This is a genomic window from Ihubacter sp. rT4E-8 (assembly GCF_049852125.1).
Lineage (GTDB): Bacteria > Bacillota > Clostridia > Peptostreptococcales > Anaerovoracaceae > Senimuribacter.
In genome coordinates this window covers 1060618-1087015 of record NZ_CP187532.1, presented here as the reverse complement: position 1 = coordinate 1087015, position 26398 = coordinate 1060618, and the positions used below count along the sequence as shown (strand labels likewise).

General features: G+C 46.4%; 27 protein-coding genes. 10 read left to right on the top strand and 17 right to left on the bottom strand.

Annotated elements, in window-relative coordinates; translation table 11 throughout:
- Positions 1 to 12 precede the first annotated feature (12 nt).
- From ACPW7J_RS05355 to ACPW7J_RS05330, 6 genes are all read right to left on the bottom strand, one after another.
- Positions 13 to 1941: a DNA polymerase gene (locus ACPW7J_RS05355; RefSeq protein WP_425757059.1), complete on the bottom strand. Its 1929-nt coding sequence runs from the start codon at positions 1939 to 1941 to the stop codon at positions 13 to 15.
- 80 nt (positions 1942 to 2021) lie between these two features.
- On the bottom strand, positions 2022 to 2585 hold the full coding sequence (locus tag ACPW7J_RS05350) for a DUF2815 family protein (protein WP_425757057.1): 564 nt from the start codon (positions 2583 to 2585) through the stop codon (positions 2022 to 2024).
- On the bottom strand, positions 2586 to 3719 hold the full coding sequence (locus tag ACPW7J_RS05345) for a DUF2800 domain-containing protein (RefSeq protein WP_425757055.1): 1134 nt from the start codon (positions 3717 to 3719) through the stop codon (positions 2586 to 2588). It lies immediately after the preceding gene.
- Positions 3712 to 4083 (bottom strand): hypothetical protein, encoded by a 372-nt coding sequence (locus tag ACPW7J_RS05340; protein ID WP_425757053.1) that lies wholly within the window; start codon positions 4081 to 4083, stop codon positions 3712 to 3714. The genes ACPW7J_RS05345 and ACPW7J_RS05340 overlap by 8 nt, the downstream gene beginning before the upstream one ends.
- Positions 4070 to 4282 (bottom strand): hypothetical protein, encoded by a 213-nt coding sequence (locus ACPW7J_RS05335; protein ID WP_425757051.1) that lies wholly within the window; start codon positions 4280 to 4282, stop codon positions 4070 to 4072. The genes ACPW7J_RS05340 and ACPW7J_RS05335 overlap by 14 nt, the downstream gene beginning before the upstream one ends.
- An 84-nt stretch (positions 4283 to 4366) precedes the next feature.
- Positions 4367 to 4963 carry a hypothetical protein gene (locus ACPW7J_RS05330; RefSeq protein WP_425757049.1) on the bottom strand — a complete coding sequence of 199 codons (597 nt, stop codon included), beginning with the start codon at positions 4961 to 4963 and terminating at the stop codon, positions 4367 to 4369.
- Positions 4964 to 5397: 434 nt separating this feature from the next.
- On the opposite strand from ACPW7J_RS05330, the gene ACPW7J_RS05325 reads away from it, so the two are divergent.
- The 7 genes from ACPW7J_RS05325 to ACPW7J_RS05295 all read left to right on the top strand — a co-directional run bounded on the left by ACPW7J_RS05325 (position 5398) and on the right by ACPW7J_RS05295 (position 12910).
- A complete protein-coding gene (locus tag ACPW7J_RS05325; RefSeq protein WP_425757047.1) occupies positions 5398 to 6285 on the top strand; it encodes a hypothetical protein in 888 nt (295 codons plus the stop codon).
- A 73-nt stretch (positions 6286 to 6358) separates the two neighbouring features.
- Positions 6359 to 7024, top strand: coding sequence for a hypothetical protein (locus ACPW7J_RS05320; RefSeq protein WP_425757045.1), 666 nt, complete (start codon positions 6359 to 6361; stop codon positions 7022 to 7024).
- Between the two features lie 9 nt (positions 7025 to 7033).
- A complete protein-coding gene (locus ACPW7J_RS05315; RefSeq protein WP_425757044.1) occupies positions 7034 to 9304 on the top strand; it encodes an AAA family ATPase in 2271 nt (756 codons plus the stop codon).
- Positions 9305 to 9403: 99 nt separating this feature from the next.
- A complete protein-coding gene (locus ACPW7J_RS05310; RefSeq protein WP_425757042.1) occupies positions 9404 to 9607 on the top strand; it encodes a helix-turn-helix domain-containing protein in 204 nt (67 codons plus the stop codon).
- A 15-nt stretch (positions 9608 to 9622) separates the two neighbouring features.
- Positions 9623 to 10273: a DNA-3-methyladenine glycosylase family protein gene (locus tag ACPW7J_RS05305; RefSeq protein WP_425757040.1), complete on the top strand. Its 651-nt coding sequence runs from the start codon at positions 9623 to 9625 to the stop codon at positions 10271 to 10273.
- 15 nt (positions 10274 to 10288) lie between these two features.
- Positions 10289 to 11398: a hypothetical protein gene (locus ACPW7J_RS05300; protein ID WP_425757038.1), complete on the top strand. Its 1110-nt coding sequence runs from the start codon at positions 10289 to 10291 to the stop codon at positions 11396 to 11398.
- Between the two features lie 96 nt (positions 11399 to 11494).
- Entirely contained in the window at positions 11495 to 12910 is a 1416-nt protein-coding gene (locus ACPW7J_RS05295; RefSeq protein WP_425757036.1) for an IS1182 family transposase, read from the top strand.
- Positions 12911 to 12939: 29 nt separating this feature from the next.
- Here the strand turns inward: ACPW7J_RS05295 and ACPW7J_RS05290 are convergent, their stop codons facing one another.
- From ACPW7J_RS05290 to ACPW7J_RS05270, 5 genes are all read right to left on the bottom strand, one after another.
- A complete protein-coding gene (locus tag ACPW7J_RS05290; RefSeq protein WP_425757034.1) occupies positions 12940 to 13755 on the bottom strand; it encodes a DNA-3-methyladenine glycosylase family protein in 816 nt (271 codons plus the stop codon).
- Positions 13756 to 13767: 12 nt separating this feature from the next.
- Positions 13768 to 14844, bottom strand: a complete 1077-nt coding sequence (locus ACPW7J_RS05285) for a DNA cytosine methyltransferase (RefSeq protein WP_425757033.1) — start codon at positions 14842 to 14844, stop codon at positions 13768 to 13770.
- Entirely contained in the window at positions 14834 to 15034 is a 201-nt protein-coding gene (locus ACPW7J_RS05280; protein ID WP_425757031.1) for a hypothetical protein, read from the bottom strand. The genes ACPW7J_RS05285 and ACPW7J_RS05280 overlap by 11 nt, the downstream gene beginning before the upstream one ends.
- A 242-nt stretch (positions 15035 to 15276) precedes the next feature.
- On the bottom strand, positions 15277 to 16374 hold the full coding sequence (locus ACPW7J_RS05275) for a hypothetical protein (RefSeq protein ID WP_425757030.1): 1098 nt from the start codon (positions 16372 to 16374) through the stop codon (positions 15277 to 15279).
- Positions 16361 to 16558, bottom strand: coding sequence for a hypothetical protein (locus ACPW7J_RS05270; RefSeq protein ID WP_425757028.1), 198 nt, complete (start codon positions 16556 to 16558; stop codon positions 16361 to 16363). Before ACPW7J_RS05270 ends, ACPW7J_RS05275 begins: the two co-directional genes overlap by 14 nt.
- Before the next feature lie 877 nt (positions 16559 to 17435).
- Between ACPW7J_RS05270 and ACPW7J_RS05265 the strand changes: the two genes are divergently transcribed.
- From ACPW7J_RS05265 to ACPW7J_RS05255, 3 genes are all read left to right on the top strand, one after another.
- A complete protein-coding gene (locus tag ACPW7J_RS05265; RefSeq protein ID WP_425757026.1) occupies positions 17436 to 18701 on the top strand; it encodes a plasmid recombination protein in 1266 nt (421 codons plus the stop codon).
- Positions 18698 to 18967: a hypothetical protein gene (locus ACPW7J_RS05260; protein WP_425757024.1), complete on the top strand. Its 270-nt coding sequence runs from the start codon at positions 18698 to 18700 to the stop codon at positions 18965 to 18967. Before ACPW7J_RS05265 ends, ACPW7J_RS05260 begins: the two co-directional genes overlap by 4 nt.
- Positions 18968 to 19070: 103 nt before the next feature.
- Positions 19071 to 20741, top strand: a complete 1671-nt coding sequence (locus ACPW7J_RS05255; protein WP_425757023.1) for a DUF4368 domain-containing protein — start codon at positions 19071 to 19073, stop codon at positions 20739 to 20741.
- A 563-nt stretch (positions 20742 to 21304) separates the two neighbouring features.
- On the opposite strand, the gene ACPW7J_RS05250 is transcribed toward ACPW7J_RS05255, so the two are convergent.
- From ACPW7J_RS05250 to ACPW7J_RS05225, 6 genes are all read right to left on the bottom strand, one after another.
- A complete protein-coding gene (locus ACPW7J_RS05250; protein ID WP_425757021.1) occupies positions 21305 to 22588 on the bottom strand; it encodes an FAD-binding protein in 1284 nt (427 codons plus the stop codon).
- 18 nt (positions 22589 to 22606) lie between these two features.
- Positions 22607 to 23413 carry an electron transfer flavoprotein subunit beta/FixA family protein gene (locus ACPW7J_RS05245; protein WP_161874490.1) on the bottom strand — a complete coding sequence of 269 codons (807 nt, stop codon included), beginning with the start codon at positions 23411 to 23413 and terminating at the stop codon, positions 22607 to 22609.
- A gap of 20 nt (positions 23414 to 23433) precedes the next feature.
- Positions 23434 to 24576: an acyl-CoA dehydrogenase gene (locus ACPW7J_RS05240; protein WP_161874491.1), complete on the bottom strand. Its 1143-nt coding sequence runs from the start codon at positions 24574 to 24576 to the stop codon at positions 23434 to 23436.
- A gap of 232 nt (positions 24577 to 24808) precedes the next feature.
- Positions 24809 to 25543: a sigma-70 family RNA polymerase sigma factor gene (locus ACPW7J_RS05235; protein WP_425757018.1), complete on the bottom strand. Its 735-nt coding sequence runs from the start codon at positions 25541 to 25543 to the stop codon at positions 24809 to 24811.
- On the bottom strand, positions 25533 to 25976 hold the full coding sequence (gene spoIIAB / locus ACPW7J_RS05230) for an anti-sigma F factor (RefSeq protein WP_425757016.1): 444 nt from the start codon (positions 25974 to 25976) through the stop codon (positions 25533 to 25535). Before spoIIAB ends, ACPW7J_RS05235 begins: the two co-directional genes overlap by 11 nt.
- Entirely contained in the window at positions 25942 to 26301 is a 360-nt protein-coding gene (locus ACPW7J_RS05225) for an anti-sigma factor antagonist (RefSeq protein ID WP_161874494.1), read from the bottom strand. Before ACPW7J_RS05225 ends, spoIIAB begins: the two co-directional genes overlap by 35 nt.
- Between the last annotated feature and the right edge of the window lie 97 nt (positions 26302 to 26398).

Genomic DNA, 26398 nt, shown 5'->3' with positions numbered 1-26398 from the left:
CACACCCCCTGCCTAATCCTTCTGGTAAAACTGACATTCATAACCGTCTGCCCGGAGCAGCAGCCCTTTTGCCCAGGGCGGCGTCCTGCCCATCTGTTCGCATACAGCCTCCACGGACATCCTCCTGTCCGATTCAATGATAATTTCATCATGCACATGGGCGACAATGGAGCAGTTCCGAAGCGTCCGCATGGCGTAACAGAGGATATCCCTGCTGACCGCCTGCACAATGTTTTCCACCAGCTTCCCGCCAAATGTTTCCAGGCGCTCCCATTTCTTCGTGCCGCCCGTACCCATGTATGTGACGGACTCCCCTCCGAAACGGTTCTCCCCGATGCGCGGCTTTACATAGGCAAGCCATCTGCCTGATGGGAGGATTGTGAACATCATGCCGCTCTGGTAAGTAAACTTTATGCCATGCGTTTCCGTGGTGTCCCTCTTCCTGAGGCATCCCTTCACGGCGGAGTCCACTTCCCACCAAAACCGCACGATATTGGGGTTCGCTTCCCGCCAGCTGTCCACAAGCGGCTGCAGCTCATCCTCCGCCATCCCCGCTTCCAGTGCGCCCATTGACTTTAATGCGCCGACCGCCCCGCCGTAGCCGCAGGACAAAGTGGCCTGCTTCCCTTTCTGCCGAAGCCCCGCATTCTCGCCGTGCTTCTCCACCCTGCAGTGGAACATGCGGGCGGCGGTCTCGCAGTAGATGTCGCCGCCTTTTTCAAACACCTCCGACACCCACTTTTCCCCGGCAAGCCACGCAAGCACCCTCGCTTCGATAGCTGAAAAATCCGCCACAATGAATTTTCTTCCGTCCTGCGGCACAAATGCCGTGCGGATGAGCTGGGACAGCGTGTCGGGAATATCTTCATAGAGCATTTCCAGAGCGTCATAATCCCCGCGTTTCACAAGCTCCCGCGCCTGTTCCAAGTCGGGGATATGGTTCTGAGGGAGATTTTGCAGCTGTATGATCTTCCCGCTGTACCGGCCGGTCCTATTAGCGCCATAAAAGGCAAACATCCCGTGCGCCCGGCTGTCCGCACACACCGCATTCTCCATCGCCTGGTATTTTTTCACGGAGGATTTAGCAAGCTGCTGCCGGAGCGTCAGCACCGTCCGTAATGGCTCCGGCGCATCCTTCAGAAGCCCTGCCACCGCTTTTTTATCCAGTGAATCCGTCCCCATCCCATTCCCTGCAAGCCACTGCTTCATCTGTTGCACGGAGTTTGGGTTCTCCAGCCCCGTCAGCCTCTTCATGGCCGCAGACAGCTCCGCCTTGGAACGCCCGTCCATGACGATCGCGTTTCTGACCATCCCCATATCCACGCCGATGCCCCGGTCGTTTATTTCCTGGTCGAGATGGTATTCCTCCCACACAAAATCCGGCACGGGAAACTTGGAAAGCCTCTGCTGTATCTGCATTTCGGTTTCCACGTCACGGAGGTTGTATGCTTTGAACCGCACCCACTTTTCCCTGTCATGCTCCGGCAGGTTCCGCATCCGTCCGCCGTTCGCCTTGGTCGCCTTGCAGGGTACGCAGAAATACCGAATCAAGTCCTTCCCTTCCGACAGCTTCTGCTTTTCCAAGCCAAGCGCCGCCCCCACATCCTCCAGCGACCGCGGGAGACCGAGATAAGCCGACCAGACCATGGAGCATTTCCACGATTCCGGCTCTAACCATTCCCCCAGACAGCTTGACAGGCAGACACGCTCGAAATTTGCGTTATATGCCCACTTGGTCACGTTTTCGTCCGCAAGTGCCGCTAATATTCCCGCAGGGATTTCCTCGCCGCAGGCCAGGTCAACAACTTTCACATCCCCGCCGTCCGCCGAATATCCGAACAGGAGTATTTCAAAATCCGGGCTTTCCGCATACTTGTAAACGCCGCATTTGGACAGATCCACAGATGAAAATGTTTCTATGTCAATTTCTAAATTTTTCATTATATACGGTCCTTTCCGTGTAAAAGCGGCGGGAGCGTCCAAAATCGGACTTTCCCGCCACCCACCGTTATGTTGTCTGTTTATGAGAGAAAATCGTCATTGCCCTCGTCTGCAAAATCATCCTCGGCTCTGGTCTTGCCGCCCAGCGGCTCTCCATCACGGATCTTCTGAAGATTGTTCAGGCCGCAGGCAATGCCGCGGTTTCCATTGCTGTTGAACGCGTAGAAGTTGATGCTTGCCCTGCCATACACGCCGCTGTACACCTCCGAGGTGTCTATGATAGGCTGGCGGTCAGCGTCCACGATGCCGGGAGCCGTGCTGCTGTTGGCGTTGACAAAATACGCATTGGCATAGGCTTCGTCGTCCGGACGCTCCAGATCACCGTCACGGAGCGGGGTTTTCAGAACAGAGAGAGCAGGGACGGCCTTGCCATTGCCCTTCAGCTTGCTTTCTCCCTCCTCATAGGCAGCCTGGATCGCCGCCTTGATCTTATTTATTGTAGCCGTGTCCGACTTCGGGATGATGAGCGACACGGAAAACTTCGGCGCACCGCCGTTGATGGACTTTGCCTGCCACACGTTGGCATAGCTCCATCTGGTGCCAGGTCCTGTGATAACTTTTGTCGGGTTAGTGAAATTTGCCATTTAATTTTCCTCCTTAAAATCGTCTGCGGCGTTTGCCGCATTATCCATAGCTGGCCGCCTGTCCGACATGGGTACTAAAGTCGGCCTGCCCTTTGGTTTTTCAACCAGGTTTCCGAGCAGCTTGTCGAATTTTGCTTTTCCGAGCAGCTTTGTCATAGCCGTGATGCCGAGGATCTTATGTTCAAACGGATCGAAACCTTCCTGCTTTACGACATCTGCAGCTGCCGTTTCATTGATGTATCTGCGGTTAGAGCGCCCCTCTACCACTTTCCAGCCGTCATATTCCACTCCTGCGAGCGCCTGCGCCAGAGCATATTCCTTCACGTCCGCCGCCCAAGCCGCCAGTTCATCCGCTTTCGCAAGAACGGCAGCAATCTCAGCTGTTTCCAATTCAGCGGGCATCTCGAAGTCGTACTTCGCCAGTTCGAGGTTGTACTCCGCCCTTTTCCTGCAGGTCGCTTTGACCTTGCAGAACCGGCAGTGTTCCCCGGCTTTGAATTCACCCCCGCCGTCATAGGCGAGTTTTGCAATAGGGGCGAGGGTCTCCTCTGCCCATTGGTAAAGGCCAGCCTTCGACATTGTGAACACACTAATGTTCTCCCGGCGCGGCTGGTAGATTGCCATGCAGACCGATGTGATGTCATAAATCCCATCAAAAAGTTCCAGGGCGCCAAGTGCATAGCACATCATCTGCGGATTCTCCAGGGCGGAAACCTCCACGCCCCTGCCATACTTGAAATCAATCACATGGAGCGTCCCGTCCGCTATGATCAGGCAGTCACCCGTGCCGAAGCCCTCCGGCACATACCTGGAGAAATCAAGCCGCTGTTCCACAAGCACCACGGGATCCCCGCATGTGTCCTTCACTTTCTCCACGATTTCAGAAATGTAGGCAGCATAGTCCTCCGCGCACCGCTCCATCTCATCATCGTAAAATGACAGGTTTGCAGTGGGGTTCTCCGCTTTTTTGCCAAGATACTTCAGCACCTTGTACTCGCACAGGCTGTGTGCGTCCGTTCCCTCTGCGGCGTATTCGCTGCCCATGTCCTCCACTTCCGCACAGAGCTTTGCGGAGGGCGGGCAGACGAGCCACCGGTGGCTTGAGGATGCGGAGAGCAATGCGTGTTTACCCATTTCCCAGCACCTCCGCTTCCGCAAGCAGGGCTTCATATTCCGCTGGATCAACATCCGACAGCTTATCTGCTCCGTGCTGTGTGATGAGGCTCCTGACCTCCGCCGTATATCCCGCACGGGATTTTTCCGCCAGCACCATACGGACTTCTTCCAGCGTCAGCGGTTTCTTTTCCGGCTCCGCTTCTGCAGGAGCAGGTTCCTGCGCCTTCGGCGGTTCCGGCTTAGGCTCTGCTTTCGCCCTGGTTTTCTTCTTCGGTTCTTCCTTCGGCTCGTCGCTTGCCATTGCATCTGCAAGTGCCTGCAGGCTGTCTCCCAAAGAACGAACATCCTCGATGACGTTCAGAAGCATCTTAATCCTGCTCATTTTCCTTTTTCCCTCCTTTGACTTCATGTACCTCTACCGATTCCACGCTCTGGCCGGGCGATAGCAGATAAACCGTTGAAAATTCTCCAAAAAGCAGACGGAGAAGCCTCGCCGGCAGCCTGCGGTCAGCTCCTTCCAGAACCTTTGTCCTGGATTTTTCATCCGTGACATTAATGCGGATTCTGTGTTTGAGTGCCATTTCCAGTTGCCTTCCTTTCTGCAGGGACTGTATCGTTTCCCCTTACACCCCTATAGGCAAAAGGAAATGGCGGAATCCGAAGTGCTATCTGTATAAATTTTTCAAAAACTCATCCCCGGCAATGGCGGCATTGATCTTTTTCACTAGCTGACCGACACGGACATCACTGATTCCGATTTCTTTTCCAGCTTTTGCTTTAGACAGCCCCTTCATAAATACAAGCCGGTAGACTTTCTGCCACTGTTCCGGCATTGCCGCCACAAGCTCCCGCAGACGGATGATCGTGTCTGGGACTTCTTCCTCATCCGATATAGACAGCTGCTCCTCCAGGCGGCTGCTGTCGCCCAAGCCATCGCCGTCAGGATCGGTCTGCCCGTCCAGGGATTCCAGAATACGGTGTCTGCCGGGAATTTCATCCGCAAATGGCTCCCTGCCGTACCGCTCCCTGAAATCAGCAATAAATTTTGCCTTCCATTCCTCATAGACAGGCTGATACCACTCCGGAAGCCTGTTTTCCTTGGCATTGACATAAACCTCGTGGTCGTCCATCTTGTGGAGGTTAAGGATGTCCACTTCGGTCACCCCGTCCTTTCCCGGCTTGTACTCCATTACGAATATCCCGTTGTCATCAAACAGTTTGTAGGTTCCTCTTTTTGCTTGTGGCGTCTTTTTGGTTTTCATAGATTGTCCTTTCCGTCCGAGCGGTACGGAAGGACACAAAAAGAGCCTACGGCGAAGATAACCACGGACTCCGACAACCGAAAATGGGCGCACGAAACCACGGTGGGAGCATCTTCATTCCATACACAGCCTTTATCGCTGTGCCTTGAAACTCTTATGCATCCCTCCATCCTGATGGCCATCTCGGACTAAGAGATTTAATTGTTGTGAATTGAATTTTTGCCTTTTCGATTTTTTGTCTGCTTTCGCAAAATATTTTTTCGCAGAAGCTGTAGACATTTCCACAGATGTGTGATATAACAAAATAAAATCTTTTGCGATGTGCAGAGGTTCTTTTCGATTACACTTAAAACCTATAGTAGATACCGTTTCCGTCAATACCTTTGAGAGGTTACTTTGGTGGATAACGTTACTTTTGAACGAGAGGCAGAAATTTGGAGAATAAAAAAGTTCCATACCTCTGCGGAGGCACTCTCTTCTTTCTGCTTGTGCAGACAAAGAAGCCGAGATCCAACGCAAGGGAGCGGGAAAACGGAGTAAAAGACCATTTAACTGATCCTGAAATGATGGAAGGATTGATTCAGGCAATCACCGGCAATTATACACACGCTAACGGCGGCAGCCTGAAGAAGGACACTTCACAGTTTCGAGAATGTAAGATCAATGGCAGCACGAGCATTCCAATCAATGAACAGGCTGTTATCAGCAGCTATGATTACGATATAAAGAACAATTACAGCGTCGCTCTCTCACGGATGGTGAAGTTTTCGGAGGATTTCCTTGATCCCTCAAAAGCAGCGTGGCTTGTAAGGGTACTGCTTGATATGATCGGGCAGGACGACATTGATGAAAGCACACCCTTTTTTGTGCTACGGAACGGCTCATTCTTTTCAAAGTCTGACCTAAATGGAATAGATCGCCTTGATTTCCAGCCTTTTTTAACAGGCGTGGTTCATTACATACTGACGCACCGCACCGACAATATATCCGGGTTGCCTACACTGGACGTATTAGGAATCAAAAAGGAAGGCCAAGAACGCAAAGCCAAGAAGGATTTCCCGTTTGGAAATTCCCTGAAAGTCTACGTTGATTGGTATACTTCGGCTGAAGCAGTCACACTTGCTGATGAACAAGAAACTGGCGAAGAACAGGAAATCGAACCAGAATATGCCGAAACAGAAATCATAGATAACTGCTCCGAAAAAGTGGAAACAAAAACCGCAAACCAGTCTGTATTTATCAATAGTGGCAACGGAATCCAGATTGGTGTAAATTACGGAACGATTAACCTGTCACCGCAGCGAAACACAAAGGATAGCTAACGGTGTAGCATACGGTTATTCCGCCCATAGCAGCTGTAGATAGCAAACATGATATTTAGCGAGGAGGTGTTTAATGGACAATAATCAACTCATTCCATCAGAACTAACGTCTGCGCTCGCCAAAACAGCCAATCCTAACATATTGGTAAACCAAGGGGATGGCATTCAGATTCAACAGAACAGCGGCCCAATCAATATCAATGTGAGCAGCACCGAACTGTCTGAGCTGTTAGGCGGCATATTCAGATTAACGCCCTCAGAAAATCCTGTAACACACGCCATGGAATGGGCATCGCTCAGCAAAGACTGTTACTGCCTCTTCGTGTTGGAAAATGAGGAATATAGCGATGGCACATTCTCAATTGCAAAAGACCGTGCCCTGCAAAAGCACACGCCAGCTGAAATCCGGGATAAGTACAGGATGCTTAGTTTGGACAATATAGCCGAACTCAAATTGATGCCTTGCATTTTTGCAAAACGCAATATTCGTTACAAGGAAACAGAACCGGGACATCCGGCGCTTGTAGGAAGGATATGTGACATTGTACCGCAAGGCGAAGTCATAAAAATACGTTTTAACGGATTCCAGGCATTCCCGCAGCAGATATTAAACCAGAATATCAGCCTTTTACATATGGCATCCGCACCACTACGGAACGAACTTGATTTAGAACACTGGGCAATCAAACGATGCAATCTGATAGATGCCTTTGCAGCAATGAATATTGAGATTAAATAGGAGGACATCATGAACGAAAAAGTATCTGCTCTAATCGGAAAAGTAACTGTAAATTCACCTGTATTTCAAAGTGAGATCTTTTCCCCAACGCTAATAAATTATTTTTTCGGAAAGAATGGCACAGGCAAGTCCACGATTGCCAAACTGATTGGTAAGTCTGAAACCACCGAATGGCATTCCGGCATTTCCCCGGAAGACTATGAACTTCTGGTGTATAATGAGGAATTTATTCAGGAAAACATCCAAAGTTATGGGAATATTCCGGGTGTTTTCACCATAACCAAGCAAAATGCCGCTGTTAAGGCAGAGGCAGATAAAAAAACATCTGAATTAAAAGCGCTTTCCGATAAAAAAACCACAATAGGAAAGAAGATTACAGAAAACAACGGCAAACTGGAGAAGCTGTTCGCCAAGCTTGTGTCCGCACTTTGGGAGAAAAGTGAATCCATAAGAAAAGCATATCCTGGAACACAGGCAGGATTTACTAAAAGCCGCCAAAAATTTGTCACAGAGCTTTTGAAGTACAAGCCCACTTCAGTTGATGAGGATGCCATCAGGGATCTATATGCCGTGGCATATGGAGAGGGCGGCAAACCTTACGAGGAATTGAAGCCCGTACCGGCTTCGAAAATTCCATCAACCCCGCTTTTGGAAAAGCCAATCGTAAGCAGCGGCCACACTGCATTTTCCGATTTCTTGAATGCGCTGAATGCCACAGCCTGGGTAAGCCAAGGACATAACGACTTCCAGCACGCCGCCGGCGGGAAATGCCCATACTGCCAGCAAAACCTTCCGGACAATTTTGAAAATGATTTGGCATCCTGCTTTGACGAGCAGTATAAAAAGGAAACAAGACAACTGGAGGAATTTATCCAAGCCTACAAGTCTGCACTAAACAATATTTATTCTATTTTGAACGGGAATGCAAAAAGCGGCTTTGCCTGTGACCAGCTCACGGCATATGCCACAAAGTTTGAGCTTTTCATGGAAAAAGCAAAAGCGAATGTAGCACAGCTTGAAAAGAAAGCGAATGACCCAACTCTGGTAGTGGAACTGGATGACCTTTCTTCTTACCTACAGAATTTGAACGAGCTGGCCGAGCAAATCAATCAAAAAATCCGCCAAAACAATGCCATCCTCGCTGACATACCCGCGAAACAGGAGGAATGCTGCACTATGGTCTGGACGCTAATGGCAACAGTGTGTCAGGCAGATATCACTATTTTCCAAAGCGACGATGCACGAATAAAGTCCGAGATTTCCAAGCTAAATGGCGAACAGGAACAGGCTGTAACTGATATCGCTGCTCTTACTGAAGAAATTGCACAGCTAAATAAACAGACGGTAAACACAACCGCCGCCAAGGACAGCATTAATGCACTCATCAAATCGTCCGGCTTCCAAGGCTTTTCTCTGAAGGAAAAGCCGGGAACGCAATATGTTTACCAGCTTGTCAGGGAGGACGGAACGGTTGCTAAGGGCTTAAGCGAAGGAGAGCGCCACTTCATAGCCTTTCTGTATTTTTACCACATGGTCATGGGAAGCCAATCGGGCGAAGGCAGAATGAAAGATAAGATTGTTGTGATTGACGACCCGGTTTCCAGTATGGATAGCAGCGCCCTTTTTACCGTTGCTTCCCTTGTCCGAGAAATGATAGCTGTCTGCTACAACAATTATGAACTGACCGAGGAAGAAGGAGTGGATGACCATATCAAACAGCTTTTCTGTCTGACGCATAATCCGTTCTTTTTCAAAGAGGTTATCTACAATCGGATAGCTTCCTATGAGTGTGTTTCCGTCTTTGAAATCAGGAAGCGGGAAAATAACCACTCCGTTATCGAAAAATGCGAACAGGACAGCCCTCGCGTAGGCGATGGGAAAATCAACCGCAATCCTGTGGTCAACACCTACGAGGCTCTTTGGAAAGAATACAGAACCTCTGAAGATCCAGTGGCACTGATGAATGTGTCGCGGCGCATCCTCGAATACTACTTCCTACAGATGTGCGGATATTCCAATGGAAATATCCGCAGCGATTTGATGGAAAAACACCGCTCTGATTTTGAAACGCATCGTCCCGACGGTTCGGTTGACCATACGAGATATGATATCGTTGACGCTATGGTTTCCGTTTTGGATGTCGGCGCACTCGCATTCAACGACGGCTTGTACTTTGATGCGTCCTCTGTTGATCCGGCACTGCTGAAAGATGCATTCCGGCAGGTGTTTTATGTATTAAACCAGATGCAGCATTACAAGATGATGATGCAGGAAAACTAAGAGTGAATGCTTTATTGACAGAGTCGCTCCTATGCAATTGCTCATTGAATGGGAGCAGTGCCGCACAAAAATATATTCATGAAACAGAGGAGGCATAAAATGCACATCAGTTACAACAAGCTGTGGAAAATGTTGATTGATAAAAATATGAACAAACATGACCTGAAAGAATTAAGCGGTGTCAGCTCTGCTTCCATCGCCAAGTTAGGCAAAGGGGATAATATCACAACTGATGTCCTCATAAAAATCTGCGAATCACTTGATTGTACCTTGGAAGATATCATGGAAACAGTGAAAGATTGACGAGGAGGTGAAATCGTGCCGAATGTGGTTACAATCGATATGAGCACCCCATCCGTTCAGTATCTATGCAAGAAGGATAAACGTTTGGCAAAGGTCATTAGCATGGTTGGCTCCATCAGCTATGTCCCTCATGAAGAAGATGCCTACGCTTTTTTAGTACACGAAATCATCGAGCAGATGCTTTCCGTAAAAGCAGGACAGAAAATTTATAGCAGGCTTGAGGAACTTTGCGGAGAAGAAATATCGTCCGTTCGAATCGCTGCACTAACAGATGAACAAATCCGCAGTACAGGAACATCCAACGCAAAGGTCGAATACATACGAAATATCACAAATGCAGTTACAAATGGAACACTCGATTTTTCTGCGATGCAGCACCTTTCGGATGAAGAGGTTATTGCAAGTTTGACAAAAATCCGAGGCATCGGGAAATGGACGGCAAAGATGTATCTGATGTTCGTCCTCGATAGACAAGATATCCTGCCGTTTGAGGATGGAGCATTCCTCCAAGTGTATCGGTGGATGTATAAGACGCAGGACTGTAGCGAAAAAGCCGTAACGACTAAATGTAAAAAATGGAAACCTTATTCTTCTGTCGCATCACGTTTCTGCTACAGAGCCTTGGATGCCAGTATGACAAAAGAAGAATTTCATTTGTTCAAATGAAAGGAGTAAGTTAAAATGAGTGCAACAGACGAAAGGAACGAACGTGTCCGTAAAATTCTTGATTCTCTTTACGAAAGAGCAGTGGATGCCGGTGTTGAAATTGATGAATCCGCATACAGGGATTCCTTGGAAAAGCTGTTCTCCACTACAGCATGGGGATTTAGAGAAATTCTTCTTGTGGTGATTATCGGGATGCGTCTTGACCGTGCCTTCAAAGCATCTACCGGCCTGTATGACTGCAATCCGAGGGCAATTTATGAAGGACCAATTAAGGAATTCCTTATTGAAAAAGAAATCCCCCATCGTAAGTCCGGTCCGTTGAATGTTGCAAAAGCTACTGTAGGTTTGGATATGACATGGGCGGCACAGCGCAGACCATCTGACGTCGCTGAGGAGGTTGTCAACCTTGTAAATTTTATGGAGACTGATGACACGGATACAGAACTCCGTATTGACAATGTGGGAACATCCCTTCTTCGCAGGCTTATTGCCTATTCCAACAGCATAGAATCCCTAGCTGTTGCTATTGATCCGACATCTGACCCTGAATTCCTCTACCGCCTGTGCTGTGAGTTGATTACAAAAGTACCCGATGCGGGAAATACGCCACAAAAGATTGCCGCGTACCTCCTTAAAAACTACCATACATTCCTACATACTGGTGTTATTGTAACGGGCGAGGATGACCGTGCATCTGTAACAAGCACGACAAGCAAGAAGCCTGGAGATATCAACGAAGAGATACCCGAAGGGGTTATCCGCAAAGTATATGAGGTCACGGTAAAGCATTTTGATCTGGCACGAATCCGTGACTCCTACGACTGTGTTTCCATATACAACGATGCTAACGATGCGGATATACATGAAATCATTGTCATCTGTCGTAGGGAAGACTGTCCTTCGGATATGAAGCCCAGCGGTCTTCATGGTTATCTCGGAAGCTATACATACCGGGACATGATGTACTATTATTGGGATATCTATGAATGGATAGCGAATACGCTCCAGCGTATGACAAATGATGGCAGAATTGGTTTCTACCTCAATTTGAACTCATACATTGATGATATCAACACTTCCGAAAGCGTTAAAAAGCTGTGGAAGGAATTGCACGAAAGCAACTAACAAAACGCCGCCAGTCATGCATACTGGCGGCCAGACTGTCAAAAAAGGTCAGCAAAAGCTGGCTTTTTTTGATATAATAAAATCAGAGGTGAGAACATGCTGATAAAAGAAAAGTCGGAAAGAAATACACTGGAAATGGTCAGCCTCGAAGGGCTTGTTCCGCAGGATCATCTGCTTCGGAAAATTGACTGTGCAGTGGATTTTACTCATATTTATGATTTTGTGGAAGACCTTTATTGTGCGGATAACGGGCGTCCCAGCGTTGATCCTGTGGTCCTGTTTAAGATGGTGCTCATCCAGCACCTGTATGGGATCCCATCCCTGCGGCGTACCGTGGAAGAGATCAGCATGAATATCGCATACAGGTGGTTTCTTGGCTATCTGCTCAATGAATCGGTTCCTCATTTTGCCACCATCAGTTATAACTTCAGGCACCGATTCAACGAGGACACTATAGAAAAGGTGTTTACATGGATCCTTTTTGAGGCGCAAAAGAGCGGTTATCTTTCCCCGGAAGTTGTATTTATGGACGGGACCCATATCAAAGCAAACGCAAACATCCATAAAAGAATGAAAAAAGCGATCCCCTCTGCGGCGAAAGCCTATGAGGAACAGCTTATGAAAGAGATCAATGAGGATCGCCAGGCACATGGAAAAAAGCCTTTTGACGGGAACAGCGGCGGCGGGGAAAGAAGGGAACGGGAGGTCACGGTATCAACAACTGATCCGGAGAGCGGCATGTTCCGCAAAGGGGATCATAAACATTGTTTTGCGTATGAGGCCCATACAGTCTGTGACAGGCATAACTTTATACTGGACACGGTAGTAACAAGCGGAAATGTACATGACAGTGTTGCCTTTGATGTGCTTTATGAGAAGGTGACCAGAAGGTTTCCCCAGATCAGGACAGTCACCATGGATGCGGGATATAAAACCCCGTGGATCTGCAAGCGCATCATAGATGACGGACGGCTCCCCTCCCTGCCTTATAAACGCCCTATGACGAAGAAAGGATTTCATGAATGGTATAAATATGTATATGATGAATATCTGGACATCGTCATCTGCCCGGAATACAAAAGCCTGCCGTACAGCACGACCAATCGGAAGGGCTACAGGGAATATAAGAGTCTGTGTTACCAGTGTGAAGCATGCCAGACGAGACATCTGTGCACGGAGAGCAGGAACTGTCAGAAGACAGTAACCCGCCATATCTGGGAGGATTATATAGAACAGGCGGAGGATATCCGGCATTCACCGCAGGGAAAAGAAAGTTACTGTCTCAGATCACAGACGATCGAAAGGGTGTTTGCCGATGCAAAAGAAAAATATGGAATGCGTTATACACCTTACCGGGGACTGAAAAGAGTCAGTATGTGGGTAAGGCTGAAATATGCTGCCATGAACCTGAAGAAACTGGCGATGTGGAAATGGAAGGCAGCTCACCGACAGTTTTTTGTCGCGATGAGTATTGCTGCTTTAAAAAAGAACCTCTGCTGTGCTGCTGCATAACAGGGGTTCTTTGACAGTCTGGCCGCCAGTCATGCATACTGGCGGCATTTCTCATAGTAAAAAACATATTGCTGGATAATGCCTGCATTTTGTCCAAAAAGACCGAATGGCGATTTTCCTCCGCAATCATGCTCAATGGCTCTCGAAATCCAGACATCTATAGGGACACAGGCCGTTCTCCCATAGGCAAACAGAGCAACACAGTTAGCCACCTTTTTGCCCACCCCATGTATTCTTTGCAATGTTTCAAGAAGGGCCTCATCACTGTAATCTGGCAGAACATTCAGATTAAGACCTCCTGTCTGGACTTGGCGAAGCGCATCAAGGACATATTGTGTCCGATACCCCAGACCGCACTCCTTCAATTGCGTTTCTGTCGCATTCGACATTTCCTCCGGCGTGGGAAAAGAATACAGGGTTTCATGCCTGGTTTCAATACGATGCCCAAAACCCGATGCAAGCAACTCCACAGATTTTGAAATAGCAGGAATGCTTTTCCTTTGTGAAATGATAAATGTAATAAGCATCTCCCACGGATTTTGACGCAGGATGCGAATACCCCGACCATAAACCATCGCCTCGTGTATAAATTGGTGTTTGTTACATTCAGTTCCAAAAATGTCGTTATAGCACCTACCGAGGTCAAAATAAAAACTCCAAATGTTTTTCCACGCATTAGGGCTACAAGAAACAGAGAACATATGACTTCCAGTCTCCCGTATGTATATAACCTCATCACCGCTTATAAAACGATAAGCTCCATCTTGTAGTCTTCCCACGCGAAAACATTGACCACTCAGTGCGATTTTTTCCAAGTCAAAATCATCTTGAATTTCTACCAGCATATCTCGCTCCAATCAAACTGTAGCCGTTTCCTTTCTCATATAGGCTATGACCGCTTTTGCTACTGCCTCCGCCATTCTGCATGGGACAGCATTGCCGATTTGTGTGTATATCGCTCCTTTGTTTCCGCAAAACACATAATTATCCGGGAAGGATTGAATCCTTGCCGCTTCCCTGATCGTGATCCGCCTTAAGCGTTCTGGCGCCTCTTTGAACTCAGGTACAATCGTACCTTCCATCAGCCCCCTATGGTAATCAACAACCCAATCGCTTGATGCCTCCCCGTAAAGATAGTCCTCATCCACAAAGGGAGTCTTATTTCCACCCATAGAGGCAGGCAACGTATTTGCATACCCGTCGACATCTATCGGCCTGCCTTGCCCGTTGAAATACATCCCGGCGTATGGTGATTTTCTCATCACTGGATGTGTGGCAAATGTAATCTTTGCAGTGCAAGTATCTGGATTCTCATCCGTGCCTGCTCTTCCCAAAGACTGCAGCAACTCTCTTACGATTGGAGCATCATTTTTCTGCTGTAGAAGTAGGTCTTTCATATAATACTCAAAAAACGGATCTCCGTTATCCCTTATGCCGATAAAGAAAACTCTTTCACGCTTTTGTGATACCCCATACTCTGTAGCATTCAAAATGAATGGTACACAGTTATAACCCAAGGCACGAACTCGATCCAGATACTTTCTGCGCACAGGTTCCCACTTTTCCAACACACCCAGAGCCTTGACATTCTCCATGACAAACGCTCTTGGACGAACCTTTTCAATAACATCCAAAAATGTGAAAATCAATTTGCTGCGGTTATCATCAGGATTCATTTTGCCCGCCACGGAAAATCCCTGGCACGGTGGTCCCCCGAAAACCAGATCAACCCCTTGAAACTGACCAAGTGAATCAAGGATATTATTCACATCATCATTTACCATAACCCCGGAAGCGTGGTTAGCATTATATGTTGCCGCCGCTTCACTCATAAGTTCGTTCGCAAAGATTACCTCAATTCCTGCTCTCTCGAACCCGATATCCATTCCGCCTGCTCCTGTGAACAGGGAAACTGCGGTTAGTTTATCTGCCATTCTCTGTCACTCCTTCACCATTACCGTTGTGGATGCGAAAAATCAGTGAATTGTCACTTGAGTCAAGATAAATGTCAAACTTGGTCTTCCCTTTTTCTACACCCATATTTGATAGGATTGCCTTTGGCATTCTCACCCGCATATCCTGCTGTAAAACGTAAGTATCAAGATAGATACAAGAATCTGTCATGTCGGTACCCCTTTCAGCTTGATTTCAGTCTAATTATAAACTATTTTCAGTCCAAAATCAACCTCTGTGTTCGCAAACAAAGAAAACGGGGATTAGTTGTATCCTACGAATTATATAGCTGAACGTATCTGCATAAGTTCGTTCAATTATGCACCAAGTGCAAAAAGCCAGCTGCTCCCAGCGGACAAAAAAAATAAGATTTAGCGTCATGCCAAACCGAAAAAGCCTTGAACTCAAGGGGATTAAGCCACTCTTTCCCATGTCCTTTGTATCAATCCCGTCACTGTTATATCAATAATAGAGAATTCCTTCTTTTTGTTATATACATCCTCATCTTGCAACAACAGTTTAGAGAAAATATGCGTATAGTGTCTTCTTGTGAAATATTCTCCGAAATCTTTCTTTTCCTTTGAAGATGCAAACATTTCATATACGGCACCAAACAAATCAAATCCCGTACCGTGTAAGGGCTTCATAGAATCAATAATGCCATATATTTGCTTTACATCATCAACACCAATAAGCGGTTTGTTCTTGCCGTCACCACTAATAGCAATTCTGACCACTTCCATAACATTCTTAAATTCTTTGAATGTAGTTTCATCTTCCAAACGGCTTATATAACCACTTAAATTATTCTTGATTTTTTCTGCAACTTCATCGTTACAAGTAGACCAATATACTTTTGATGCATCTTTATTATCATCAATTTCTTCTTTCTCTTCAAAATATTCAAGAGCTACAAACCCTACTGTAAAGTCGATTTTTTGAACATTATCTTTGAAATTGATACCTCGATAAACACCTGCAAGTTCCCATAATTTCTTGTTAAAGATTGCTTCTGAAATTGTAGAAATCGAGTCAACATTCGTATTGATAGAATCTAAATCGGGATTTTCTGTTAATTTGTTTTTAATCAAACGATAAATGTCTATGGTTTGAAATTCTCTAATCGGATTTCCGTTTAGTGTTAATTGATTTAATGTTTTGGCATTATAGAAATATGTTGTTTTACAATTTGTAACAATAAAATACGGTAATCCCAATTTGGGAGCCTTGGTTTTACCTTGTTTTAAAGCATCTTTCCAATCTTTATCATCCACCTTACAGTCATCTTTTGCTTCGGCATATGCAACAAGATTTTTTATATACTGTTCATCGTTGGTTCCGTTATATTCAAACTCAGAAATAAGTATATCTGGGCGTTTTGAGCCTGTATATTTAGAAAATGTAGTATCATTAACAATTTGGCGGAATGGTATACTTAATTGTGCAACTAAAACTTCATTTATCAGTCTGCTTACAGATAGCGCCTCTTGTTTTTTCTTAATTTTTGCCATTGTGGGTTCCTCCTATAATTTCAGAAATTGTGTTTTTATATTTGACGCTATCAGTCAAATAAGCACAAGCTGCTTCATTAAAAAAGTCCACGAGCTTTCGTCCATCAAGTGCAAGCGTGCCTTTGAGTTTGCTATGTAGTTCGGGAGTTAGGCGCACCTGAACTTGTTTTGTTTTTTCATCCACTCGTTTCACCTCTATTTGATATCATTATATCTTGATATAATGATATCAAATAGAAAGCAAATTGTCAAGACTGACACGAATAAATTCTCCAAATCGGGAAAAAATAATAAGTTTCGGTCTTGACAAGCACCTATTCTGTGATATATAATAAAATACCATTTTCGTGGAGTTACAACTGAATATCCAATGTTCTTGAAATGGAATTGCGGCGCAAGCCGCCTAACGCCTGCGGTACGCTAAGAGAAAATACCGCTGCCCATCGTCAAAAGCTGTTCTGTACTGTCAGCGGCGTAGGGGCATGAAAACAGTATGGTTTTGAATTTCAAAGCCGATACATAGAACATCATTTTGAAGCGAGAGCAAAGCTCCCGCCGATTTTTGATGTCTCTGTGTATCGGCTTTTTGTTTTGCCGATTAACAACTGAATGACCGCCCGAATGGGATACTATGCCAAGACTTCTTTAACGGGAACGAGCGAGACAACGCCGCTAAACAAGGGGCAGGAACGACATTCGGGTAAAGCGGCGATGATGTCACGCTTTTAAGGCGCAGAAATCCGCTTGCCATAATGCATTTCAGGCTTGTATATATCGTTCGGAATGGTTTTATACGGCAATCTCCATTTTAAGCGCATTAAGCGTGACATCGGTATTATGCGTACAGCGTGCTTAAAGTTTCTGAGGAGTGCAGAGGTACTCTTTTCAAAGAGTGCCTTTGCCCCTCGGAGAGCCCACGGCACTTTGCAGCCGCAAGGCTGAAAGTGTCATAGTGGGTTACGCACTTTGGAAAGGTGCGTAACAAAGGACGCTCCGATTTTAACATATCCTCCCCATCGGGAGAAAGAAATACAATCCGAAACAGAAAGGAAGTGAGAAAAATGTCAAGACAGAATTTCAGCGTGGCGAGAGTGGAAACCCGAACAAGGGATTCCATCGGCAAATATGAACGCCATAATGAGCGAAAAAACGAGCATTACGGCAATATGAATGTAGACTTGTCCCGCACACCCCTGAATGTGCATTTTAAATCCTGCGGCGATATGACCTACAACGAAACCCTTGATAAGCTGGTCGCTGACGGGAAAGTATCTCTCCGAGGTTTGAAAAAGGACGCAAAAGTGTACGATGAAGTCATCTTCGATGTCAATACCGACTACTTTGAAACCCACGGTGGCTATGAATATGCCAAGCGGTTTTATGAAGAAGCATACCGCTTTGCAGTCAAGCTGTACGGCGAGGACAATATTCTGTCCGCTGTACTGCACGCCGATGAAATCAATCTTGCCCTATCCGATGATTATGAAAAACCCGTCTACCACTACCATATGCACATTGTAGCACTGCCTGTGGTAAAAAAGCAAGTGTTATGGACAAAGCGGTGCAAAAAAACCGAATTGGTCGGCACGGTCAAAGAAGTTATTCAGCAGATCAGTCATTCAAAGAAATGGAAATCTCCGCAGGCGGTGGATGAGAACAACCAGCCTGTATTCGATAAAAACGGCAAGCCTGTGCTTGTCCCTTCATACAGCATTTTGCAGGATGAATTTTACGAGCATATGCAGAATGCAGGCTTTAACGATTTTCTCCGTGGCGTGCGTGGCAGTACCGCCGAATACAAAAGCAGTCTGCAATATCAGATTGAAAAAGACAAGGAACGCCTTGCGGGAATTAAAGAAAAGATTGCGGCGGCTGACGAAAGACTGTCCTCTGTACTACCCGTACAGGCAAGCGCAGAAATTATTGACAGTATGGGAAAGAAAACGCTGACGGGTAAAATTCAGATGTCTGCCGAGGACTACGGCTATCTTTCAAATTTGGCGAAAGAATGCCTTATAAACAGACGAACGGTGCAAATCTACGAAAGCAGCAACCGAGCGTTATCGGATAAAGTCAAGCGTCTGCAAGCAGAACTGACCGCCTTAAAAGAAAAATGCAGACCGTATTTAGAAGCGTTGAAGGCTGCACCAAAAAAGGTTAAGGATTTCATTGACAGTATTCTGAAATCTCTCCGCAAAACTGCACCTGAGCAGGAAAAGAGCATTTTCCATAAACCGCCCGAAAAAGAAACGAAGCCGTCCTCGTGGGATTTGACAGTCCCTGCACGAAAAGCAAAACCGAAAAAGAAGGAGGATTTGGAACGATGACAGATGTGATTTATCTTGACGAATACGGAAACACCGTAGATGACGGTGCAGAAATACACGAATTGATTGACGGGATAACGGATATGCTTGCCGCTATGACCAAGGCGGAACGCCTGAACTGGTTTCGCAAGTCCCAATATCCCTACCCCATCAATTTTCAAACGGAGATTGACGGTACGGTTTATTCGGTCAATACCCATTTCGACAGTACGGCAAGCGAGAGCCTGGAAGAAAAAGCGGAACGGATTATTCTGAAAAATCTGTAACAGTTTTGAGAATATCACTTTAAAGCGTTGAAGTTTAATAGCGGATATGGTATGATAGGGATACCTACAATTCATACCATATCTGGCTGTGGAAAGGAGCTATATGAACATTAAACAGTCAGACAAGCGAATTACTGCCCTTTACGCAAGGCTTTCCCGTGACGATGAGAAAGACGGCATATCAGGCAGTATTCAAAATCAAAAAGCTATTCTTGAAAAGTATGCAAAGGACAACAAGCTGCCCAATCCCCGTTTCTTTTATGATGACGGATTTTCGGGCGTTAGTTTCACAAGACCCGCATTTATGGAAATCATGGAGCTTGCTGAGCAGGGCTTGGTTGCAAACCTCGTTGTAAAAGACCATTCAAGGCTCGGACGAAACCGCCTTGTAGTCGGTCAGCTTTTGGAAGAAGATTTTGTCCGTTTGGATGTGCGGTATATCGCCATTATGGACAACATCGATACGGCAAAGGGTATCAGCGACATTGTTCCAATGCAGGATTTATTTAACGAATGGCACGCAAAAAATACCAGCGACAAAGTCCGCAGAGTAATGCAGAGCAAGGGGATGTCAGGCGTTCCGCTGACCACGAACCCGCCCTTTGGATATATGAAAAATCCGAACAATAAGGACGAATGGCTTGTGGACGAGCCTGCGGCAAAGGTGGTAAGACAAATCTTTGAGATGTGTGTTTCGGGACTTGGACCGACGCAGATTGCCAAGCGGTTAAAAGCGAAAAAGGTGATGACGCCTACCGAGTATTGGAACAGCATCGGCAGAAAATGCGGCAAGCCGCCCGCCATTCCTTTCAGATGGGTGGCAGATACCGTTTCGGATATTCTTGATAAGCAGGAGTATTGCGGCGATACGGTCAATTTCCGCACCTATCGAAAATCCTTTAAGCTGAAGAAAAAGCTTGATAAGCCAAAGGAAGAATGGAAAGTTTTTCCCGATACCCACCCCGCTATCATTGACCGAGAAACCTTTGCACTCGTACAGGAGTTACGGCAGCACCGCCGCAGACCGACTAAAAGCGGTATTGTGAGTATGTTTTCGGGATTGCTTTACTGCGCCGACTGCGGCGAGAAGTTGTATTACAGCGTGACAAACAACTACAAGCGGGAACTGGCGTATTTTTTCTGCTCCTCCTACCGCAAAAACTCCGAGGTCTGCTCCGCACACTATATCCGAGAAAAGGTGGTAGAAAGCCTTGTACTGGAAAGTATGCAGAGAGTGATGTGGTATGTGCAGACCTATGAAAAGCTGTTTGCACAGCGGCAGATGGAGGATTTCGGAGAGAAAAAGAAGAAGGAACTTGCTGAGAAGCGCAGAGAGCTTGACAGGGCGAAACGGCGTGTCTCTGAGATTGACGGGATAATCCAAAAGCTATATGAGGATAACGCTATGGGCAGGATAAGCGATGAACGGTTTGCTACGATGTCAATGTCTTTGGAGGATGAACAAAGCAGATTGAAAGACCGTATCCCCGAAATGGAAAACTGTGTTGAAAACGCCAAAATCCAAACCGAGGGTTTACAAAGGTTTATTGACAAGGCAAAACGAGTAACGCAGCTTAGTGAGCTTACGCCCGAACTGGTACACGAGTTCATACAGAAAATCGTGGTATCCAAACCCGAATACAGGGACGGAAAGCGTTATCAGGGCGTGGAAATCTATTACAACGGCGTTGGAATTATCCGAGAGCCGTCTCCCGACGAAATGGAAGAATACTTCCAAGAACATTTGGAACGAAAAGCGGCAAAAACGGCATAGCCACAGGGCTATACCGATTCAAACACAACAATATTTTATTTTAAATACAAAGCCTTGGGGCACCTTCCTTACGGAGGGTGCCCCAACGTGTCCTCTTTTATTGACTTTTTTATAATTTCCGAGCATAGCCGAGGAAATTATATGATTTCTACCTTGCGGCAAAGCCGCTTGCGAGCAAAGCTCGCATATAAATCAGAGAAATCTACGATCGGTTTCTTCCAATCAATGTTCGCTGGTCGCTCCATCTCTTGGGAAACCTTCGTAAAAGACCTGCCTGCGATTTATCTTCACAATAGAAAACGCCAGGAATTAACCTGGCGTTATTCCTATTACTCGATAAATCGGGCTAGGGGTTGCGCCGTCGGTTCATGCTGCGCAGATCTTCGCCTTCGGCTCGACTTCGCAGTAAACCTTCGCGGGGGACCTACCAGCAAATTGCATTAAAAAAGAGGACGCATTTGCGTCCTCTTTTTATGCAATTTGGGTTAGGTCCCCCTATTGTCGAAGACAACAAGGTTCCCGGGTACCCGCCCGAAGCTTTGCTTCGCAGGTGGGTGGGGTTCTTATTTCGTAGTTGCGTCGTACAGCGCTTCTGCGTTTTCCCATTCAGCAATGATTTCTGGGATTACTTTGTACAGGTCGCCTACGATTGCGTAGTCAGCAACTTCCATGATCGGAGCATCCGGATCCTTGTTGATTGCTACGATGCAGCCAGAAGTCTGCATACCAGCTAAGTGCTGGATCGCACCGGAGATACCGCATGCGAAGTAGATTTCCGGTTTAACGGTAGTACCGGTCTGACCTACCTGATGGGAGTGGTCAATCCAGCCAGCGTCTACACAAGCACGGGAAGAACCAACAACACCGCCAACCTTATCAGCAAACTTCTTCATAAGTTCAAAACCGGAAGGATCGCCCAGACCACGTCCGCCGGAGCAGATGATCTTAGCGTCAGTCAGGGATACCATTTCCTTCATGGATTTTACGATATCCTTGATTTCGATTCTGATATCTTCCTTAGAGATCTCTGGTTTTACGTTTACGATTTCACCAGTAGCGCCAACCTGTCTTTCCTGCTTCTGCATTACGCCAGGTCTTACTGTGGACATCTGCGGTCTGGTCTTAGGGCAGATGATGGTAGCCATCAGGTTACCGCCGAATGCCGGACGAGTCTGCTTGATGCCAGTGGATGGATCGTTAGGGTCCAGAGTGGAAGTATCTAATGTAGTATTCGCTTTTGCAAACTCGATGTACTTGGAAACTTTAACATCCAGGTGTGTACAGTCAGCAGTCAGACCAGTGTTGCATCTTGCCGCGATACGAGGTGCAAAGTCACGACCGATGTGAGTAGCGCCGTACAGAACGATTTCCGGCTTATACTCGTCGATCAGCTGCTTCATAACCTTGGTGTAACCGTCAGTTGTGAAGTTTTCCAGGAGCGGATCCTGAACCATATATACTTTTTCAGCGCCGTATTCGAAACATTCCTGTGCCAGGTGGTCGATATTGTTACCGATCAGTACAGCACAGATCTGTGTATCTTCGCTGATGTCTTTTGCTAATTTCTTACCTTCGCCCAGTAATTCCAGCGCTACGTTCTGAATCTTGCCCTGTCTCTGTTCAGCAAATACCCAGATATGCTTGTAAGCGGAAAGGTCAACCTTTTCAGCTTCAGGAGCAGCTTCAATCGCGTCGAAGTTACATTTTGCGATACAAGCGTTACAGTTTGTGCACTTTCCTTCGTCTACAACTGCAATTCTGTCAACGATCTTCAGAGCGTCAAACGGACATGCTTTTGCGCAAAGGGAGCAACCTTTACATTTATCATTAATAATTTTGATAGCCATGATTATTCCTCCTTCAGATTAGATGATGTGCTTACCCTTCAGCTGGATCAGCAGGTTCTTTGCCTGTTCGTTTTCGGAGTCACCGTTAACGACCTGACCAGGAGCCTTCGGAGCCGGTGTGAAGGATCTGAATACGTTTGTAGGGGAAGCTTCCAGACCTACTTTGGTCAGGTCAACTTCGATGTCCTTTGCGTTCCAAACTTTGATATCTTTTTCTGCGAAGATACCAGCCATGTTCATGTATCTTGGCTCATTCAGTTCTTTAATCGCAGTCAGCATGCAAGGGGTCTTGATGCCAATCAGTTCATAACCGTCTTCCATCTGTCTCTTAACAGTGATATCCTTCAGGTTATCAGCAATTTCAAATTCTTCCACATATGTAACCTGCGGCAGGTCTAACTTTTCAGCAATCTGCGGACCAACCTGAGCGGTATCTCCGTCGATAGCCTGACGGCCAGCGAAGATCAGGTCAGCAGGACCATTTTCTTTTTCCCATTTCTTAATAGCAGCTTCCAATGTATTGGAAGTAGCCCATGTATCAGAACCGCCAACAGCTCTGTCGGAAACCAGGATACCTTCGTCAGCGCCTTTTGCGATACACTCAAACAGCAGATCTGATGCCTGAGGAGGTCCCATGGAGATAACTGTAATAGTTACATCGTCATATTTGTCCTTAATCTTTAATGCTTCTTCTAAAGCGTTAGCATCGTCGTGGTTTAAGATGCTTGGAACGCCGTCTCTGATAAGAGTACCAGTCTTAGGGTTAATCTTGATAACGTTTGTATCTGGTACCTGCTTTGCGCATACGATAATCTTAAATGCCATTTCTATTTCCTCCTACTATTTTATTTTTTGAAAGTCGCACCAGCGATGACCATTCTCTGAACTTCAGAAGTTCCTTCATAGATCTCGGTGATCTTAGCGTCTCTCATCATTCTTTCTACTGGATAATCCTTAGTGTATCCGTATCCGCCGTGGTACTGTACACACTTAGTAGTTACTTCCATGGCAGTTTCTGCAGCAAACAGCTTCGCCATTGCAGCAGCTTCACCGTAAGGCAGATGCTTATCCTTCATGTCAGCAGCCTTGTAGACCAGCAGTCTTGCAGCTTCGATCTTCGTCTTCAAGTCAGCCATGCCGAACTGCAGCGCCTGCATCTGAGACAGCTTCTTACCGAACTGTTTTCTTGCCTGCATGTATTCAACAGTTACGTCAAAGGCGCCCTGTGCAATACCCAGAGCCTGGGAAGCGATACCGATACGGCCGCCGTCCAGCGTGGACATAGCAACTTTGAAGCCTTCGCCAACCTGACCCAGCAGTCTGTCTTCAGGAATTACACAGTTCTGGAAAATCAATTCAGTAGTGGAAGATGCGCAGATACCCATCTTATCTTCTGTCTTACCGATGGAGAAACCTTCGTCGCTTTTTTCAACGATGAATGCGGAAATACCGTGGTTTCCTTTCTTCTTGTCGGTCATAGCCATTACAACGAAAACGTCAGCATATCCACCGTTGGTGATGAATACCTTCGCTCCGTTTAAAATCCATTTACCGTCAACCAATTCAGCTCTTGTCTGCTGTCCGGATGCGTCAGTACCAGCGTTAGGCTCAGTCAGACCAAAAGCGCCTAGCTTCTTGCCGGATAACAGATCTGGCAGATATTTTTTCTTCTGTTCTTCATTACCCCAGTTGAAGATCGGCCAGCAGCACAGGGAAGTGTGCGCGGAGCAGATAACGCCTGTGGACGCACAGACTCTGGATAATTCTTCTACAGTGATTGCATAGGAGATGTGATCTCCGCCGGCTCCGCCGTATTCGGTCGGGAATGGAACGCCCATCATGCCGTACTTAGCCATTTTTTCAACAGTTTCCACTGGGAATCTGTGTTCCTGGTCAATGTCTGCAGCTAATGGTTCAACTTCGTTAGTGGCAAATTCTCTTACCATTTTTCTTACGAATTCTTGTTCCTTCGTTAGTTGAAAGTTCATGTAAATGCCTCCTTAAATTATAATAACGGTCCTTCCATAGGAAGGAGTATTTTAACCGTATCAAGCTATGCTGTTTTTGTTTGTTATAAAAATAACAGCATACATATATAGTAAACCACTTTTCAGAGAATTTTGCAAGCCATTTTTGCCTGAATGGTCATAAAATGTCGAAAAGATAAAGGTGAGCCGTTTTCAACTCACCCTATATCTGCTGCAATTCTATACATCGCTCTTATTCTGCCATTTTATCCCTGATTTGTGCCAAAGCACGCTTTTCTATTCTGGATACCTGCACCTGCGATACCCCCAGAATCTTCGCGATCTCCTGCTGTGTCATATCCCGATAGTATCTTAAAATGATAACCTGCTTCGCCTTGTCCTCCAGCTGACTGATCTCCTTTTTGATCATAATGCTGTCCAGATTATTTTCCGGCGAACCCTGGCTGCTGCAAGCGTCATATTCTTCTTCCACCAACAGATTATCCAAACTCATTACGTTTCCCAGGGCAGAGGCAGCCTCCATAACCTCCAACACATGCTCATTACTGGTACCCATAGCCTGGGCAATTTCGCTGACTCTGGGTGACGCGCCGGTCTCCGCAGTCAATTTTTCCTGAATCCTTTTCAGCATACTGATCTCTGCTTTCAAACTCCTGCTTGCCTTAATCTTACCTGTATCCCGAAAATGCCGTTTCATCTCACCCATGATCATGGGAACTGCATAGGTAGAAAACATCACATCGTAGTCCGTCTCAAACTTATATACTGCTTTCAAAAGTCCGATATAACCAATCTGTATCAAATCATCGAGTTCATAGTCGCAAGAAGCGAATTTCAAGGCGATCTTTTTAACCAGTCCCGTATTCTGTTCACAGAGAAGCGCCTTTGCATCCTCATCTCCGGACTGCGCTCTGCGGATCAGTTCATATGTATCCTCTTTTGCAACTGGCACATACTTATAGGTCATAGTAGGTATCCAGATACTTAATCAAGGTCACCGAGGTCCCCACTCCCAGCTGCGATTCCACCAATACCTTGTCAACAAAGCTCTCCATTACAGTAAATCCCATACCACTCATCTCCATGTCCGACCCGGTGGAGTACATAGGCTCTCTCGCTCTGGCGATATCGTCGATACCGCAGCCCTGATCTGTAATTCGTATAAACACCTTGTCACGATCCACAAACTTCATCTCCATTGAAATTCTTCCCTGTCCCTTCCGCTCATACCCGTGAATGATCGCGTTGCTCACCGCCTCGCTGACAGCCGTTTTTATTTCCGTCAATTCTTCTACAGTAGGATCCGCCGCGCCGACGTATGCGGCGGCTACAGACCGGGCAAAGCTTTGATTCTCAGGCAGCGCCTCAAACTCTATGGTGACTATATTCTTTTCCATCATTTACTCCTTCCGATTTTTCTTCTCTGCAGCCCTCCAGGGAAAAAATCCCGGACATCTCTAAAATCTGTCTGACCAGACTGCCCGCTCCTTTTATGACCACTGTACCACCCATAGACCGTACCTTCTTATATCTTCCAAGAACTACCCCAATGCCGGAGCTGTCCATAAACGTCACGTCAGAAAAATCAAAGACCAGATTTTTCACTTCATAAAGCTGCATTTCGTCATCGATATCCTTGCGTATGCCATCAGCTACATGGTGATCAATCTCACCGGACAAAGTGGCCACTAGCGTATCGTTTTGCAAATAAAAAATTGTATCCATTGAAAAACCCCCTCTTTCTCTATTATAATCCACCCGGCAGGGCTTTGTCTTTAAGAGAAAAAGGGGGAATCGCACTATTTTTGTCGAATGATCAAAG

Coding starts and splice junctions, on each gene's coding strand:
- ACPW7J_RS05355 (WP_425757059.1), bottom strand. CDS start 1,941: ATGAAAAATTTAGAAATTGACATAGAAACATTTTCATCTGTGGATCTG.
- ACPW7J_RS05350 (WP_425757057.1), bottom strand. CDS start 2,585: ATGGCAAATTTCACTAACCCGACAAAAGTTATCACAGGACCTGGCACC.
- ACPW7J_RS05345 (WP_425757055.1), bottom strand. CDS start 3,719: ATGGGTAAACACGCATTGCTCTCCGCATCCTCAAGCCACCGGTGGCTC.
- ACPW7J_RS05340 (WP_425757053.1), bottom strand. CDS start 4,083: ATGAGCAGGATTAAGATGCTTCTGAACGTCATCGAGGATGTTCGTTCT.
- ACPW7J_RS05335 (WP_425757051.1), bottom strand. CDS start 4,282: ATGGCACTCAAACACAGAATCCGCATTAATGTCACGGATGAAAAATCC.
- ACPW7J_RS05330 (WP_425757049.1), bottom strand. CDS start 4,963: ATGAAAACCAAAAAGACGCCACAAGCAAAAAGAGGAACCTACAAACTG.
- ACPW7J_RS05320 (WP_425757045.1), top strand. CDS start 6,359: ATGGACAATAATCAACTCATTCCATCAGAACTAACGTCTGCGCTCGCC.
- ACPW7J_RS05315 (WP_425757044.1), top strand. CDS start 7,034: ATGAACGAAAAAGTATCTGCTCTAATCGGAAAAGTAACTGTAAATTCA.
- ACPW7J_RS05310 (WP_425757042.1), top strand. CDS start 9,404: ATGCACATCAGTTACAACAAGCTGTGGAAAATGTTGATTGATAAAAAT.
- ACPW7J_RS05300 (WP_425757038.1), top strand. CDS start 10,289: ATGAGTGCAACAGACGAAAGGAACGAACGTGTCCGTAAAATTCTTGAT.
- ACPW7J_RS05295 (WP_425757036.1), top strand. CDS start 11,495: ATGCTGATAAAAGAAAAGTCGGAAAGAAATACACTGGAAATGGTCAGC.
- ACPW7J_RS05290 (WP_425757034.1), bottom strand. CDS start 13,755: ATGCTGGTAGAAATTCAAGATGATTTTGACTTGGAAAAAATCGCACTG.
- ACPW7J_RS05285 (WP_425757033.1), bottom strand. CDS start 14,844: ATGGCAGATAAACTAACCGCAGTTTCCCTGTTCACAGGAGCAGGCGGA.
- ACPW7J_RS05280 (WP_425757031.1), bottom strand. CDS start 15,034: ATGACAGATTCTTGTATCTATCTTGATACTTACGTTTTACAGCAGGAT.
- ACPW7J_RS05275 (WP_425757030.1), bottom strand. CDS start 16,374: ATGGCAAAAATTAAGAAAAAACAAGAGGCGCTATCTGTAAGCAGACTG.
- ACPW7J_RS05265 (WP_425757026.1), top strand. CDS start 17,436: ATGTCAAGACAGAATTTCAGCGTGGCGAGAGTGGAAACCCGAACAAGG.
- ACPW7J_RS05260 (WP_425757024.1), top strand. CDS start 18,698: ATGACAGATGTGATTTATCTTGACGAATACGGAAACACCGTAGATGAC.
- ACPW7J_RS05255 (WP_425757023.1), top strand. CDS start 19,071: ATGAACATTAAACAGTCAGACAAGCGAATTACTGCCCTTTACGCAAGG.
- ACPW7J_RS05250 (WP_425757021.1), bottom strand. CDS start 22,588: ATGGCTATCAAAATTATTAATGATAAATGTAAAGGTTGCTCCCTTTGC.
- ACPW7J_RS05245 (WP_161874490.1), bottom strand. CDS start 23,413: ATGGCATTTAAGATTATCGTATGCGCAAAGCAGGTACCAGATACAAAC.
- ACPW7J_RS05240 (WP_161874491.1), bottom strand. CDS start 24,576: ATGAACTTTCAACTAACGAAGGAACAAGAATTCGTAAGAAAAATGGTA.
- ACPW7J_RS05235 (WP_425757018.1), bottom strand. CDS start 25,543: ATGACCTATAAGTATGTGCCAGTTGCAAAAGAGGATACATATGAACTG.
- spoIIAB (WP_425757016.1), bottom strand. CDS start 25,976: ATGATGGAAAAGAATATAGTCACCATAGAGTTTGAGGCGCTGCCTGAG.
- ACPW7J_RS05225 (WP_161874494.1), bottom strand. CDS start 26,301: ATGGATACAATTTTTTATTTGCAAAACGATACGCTAGTGGCCACTTTG.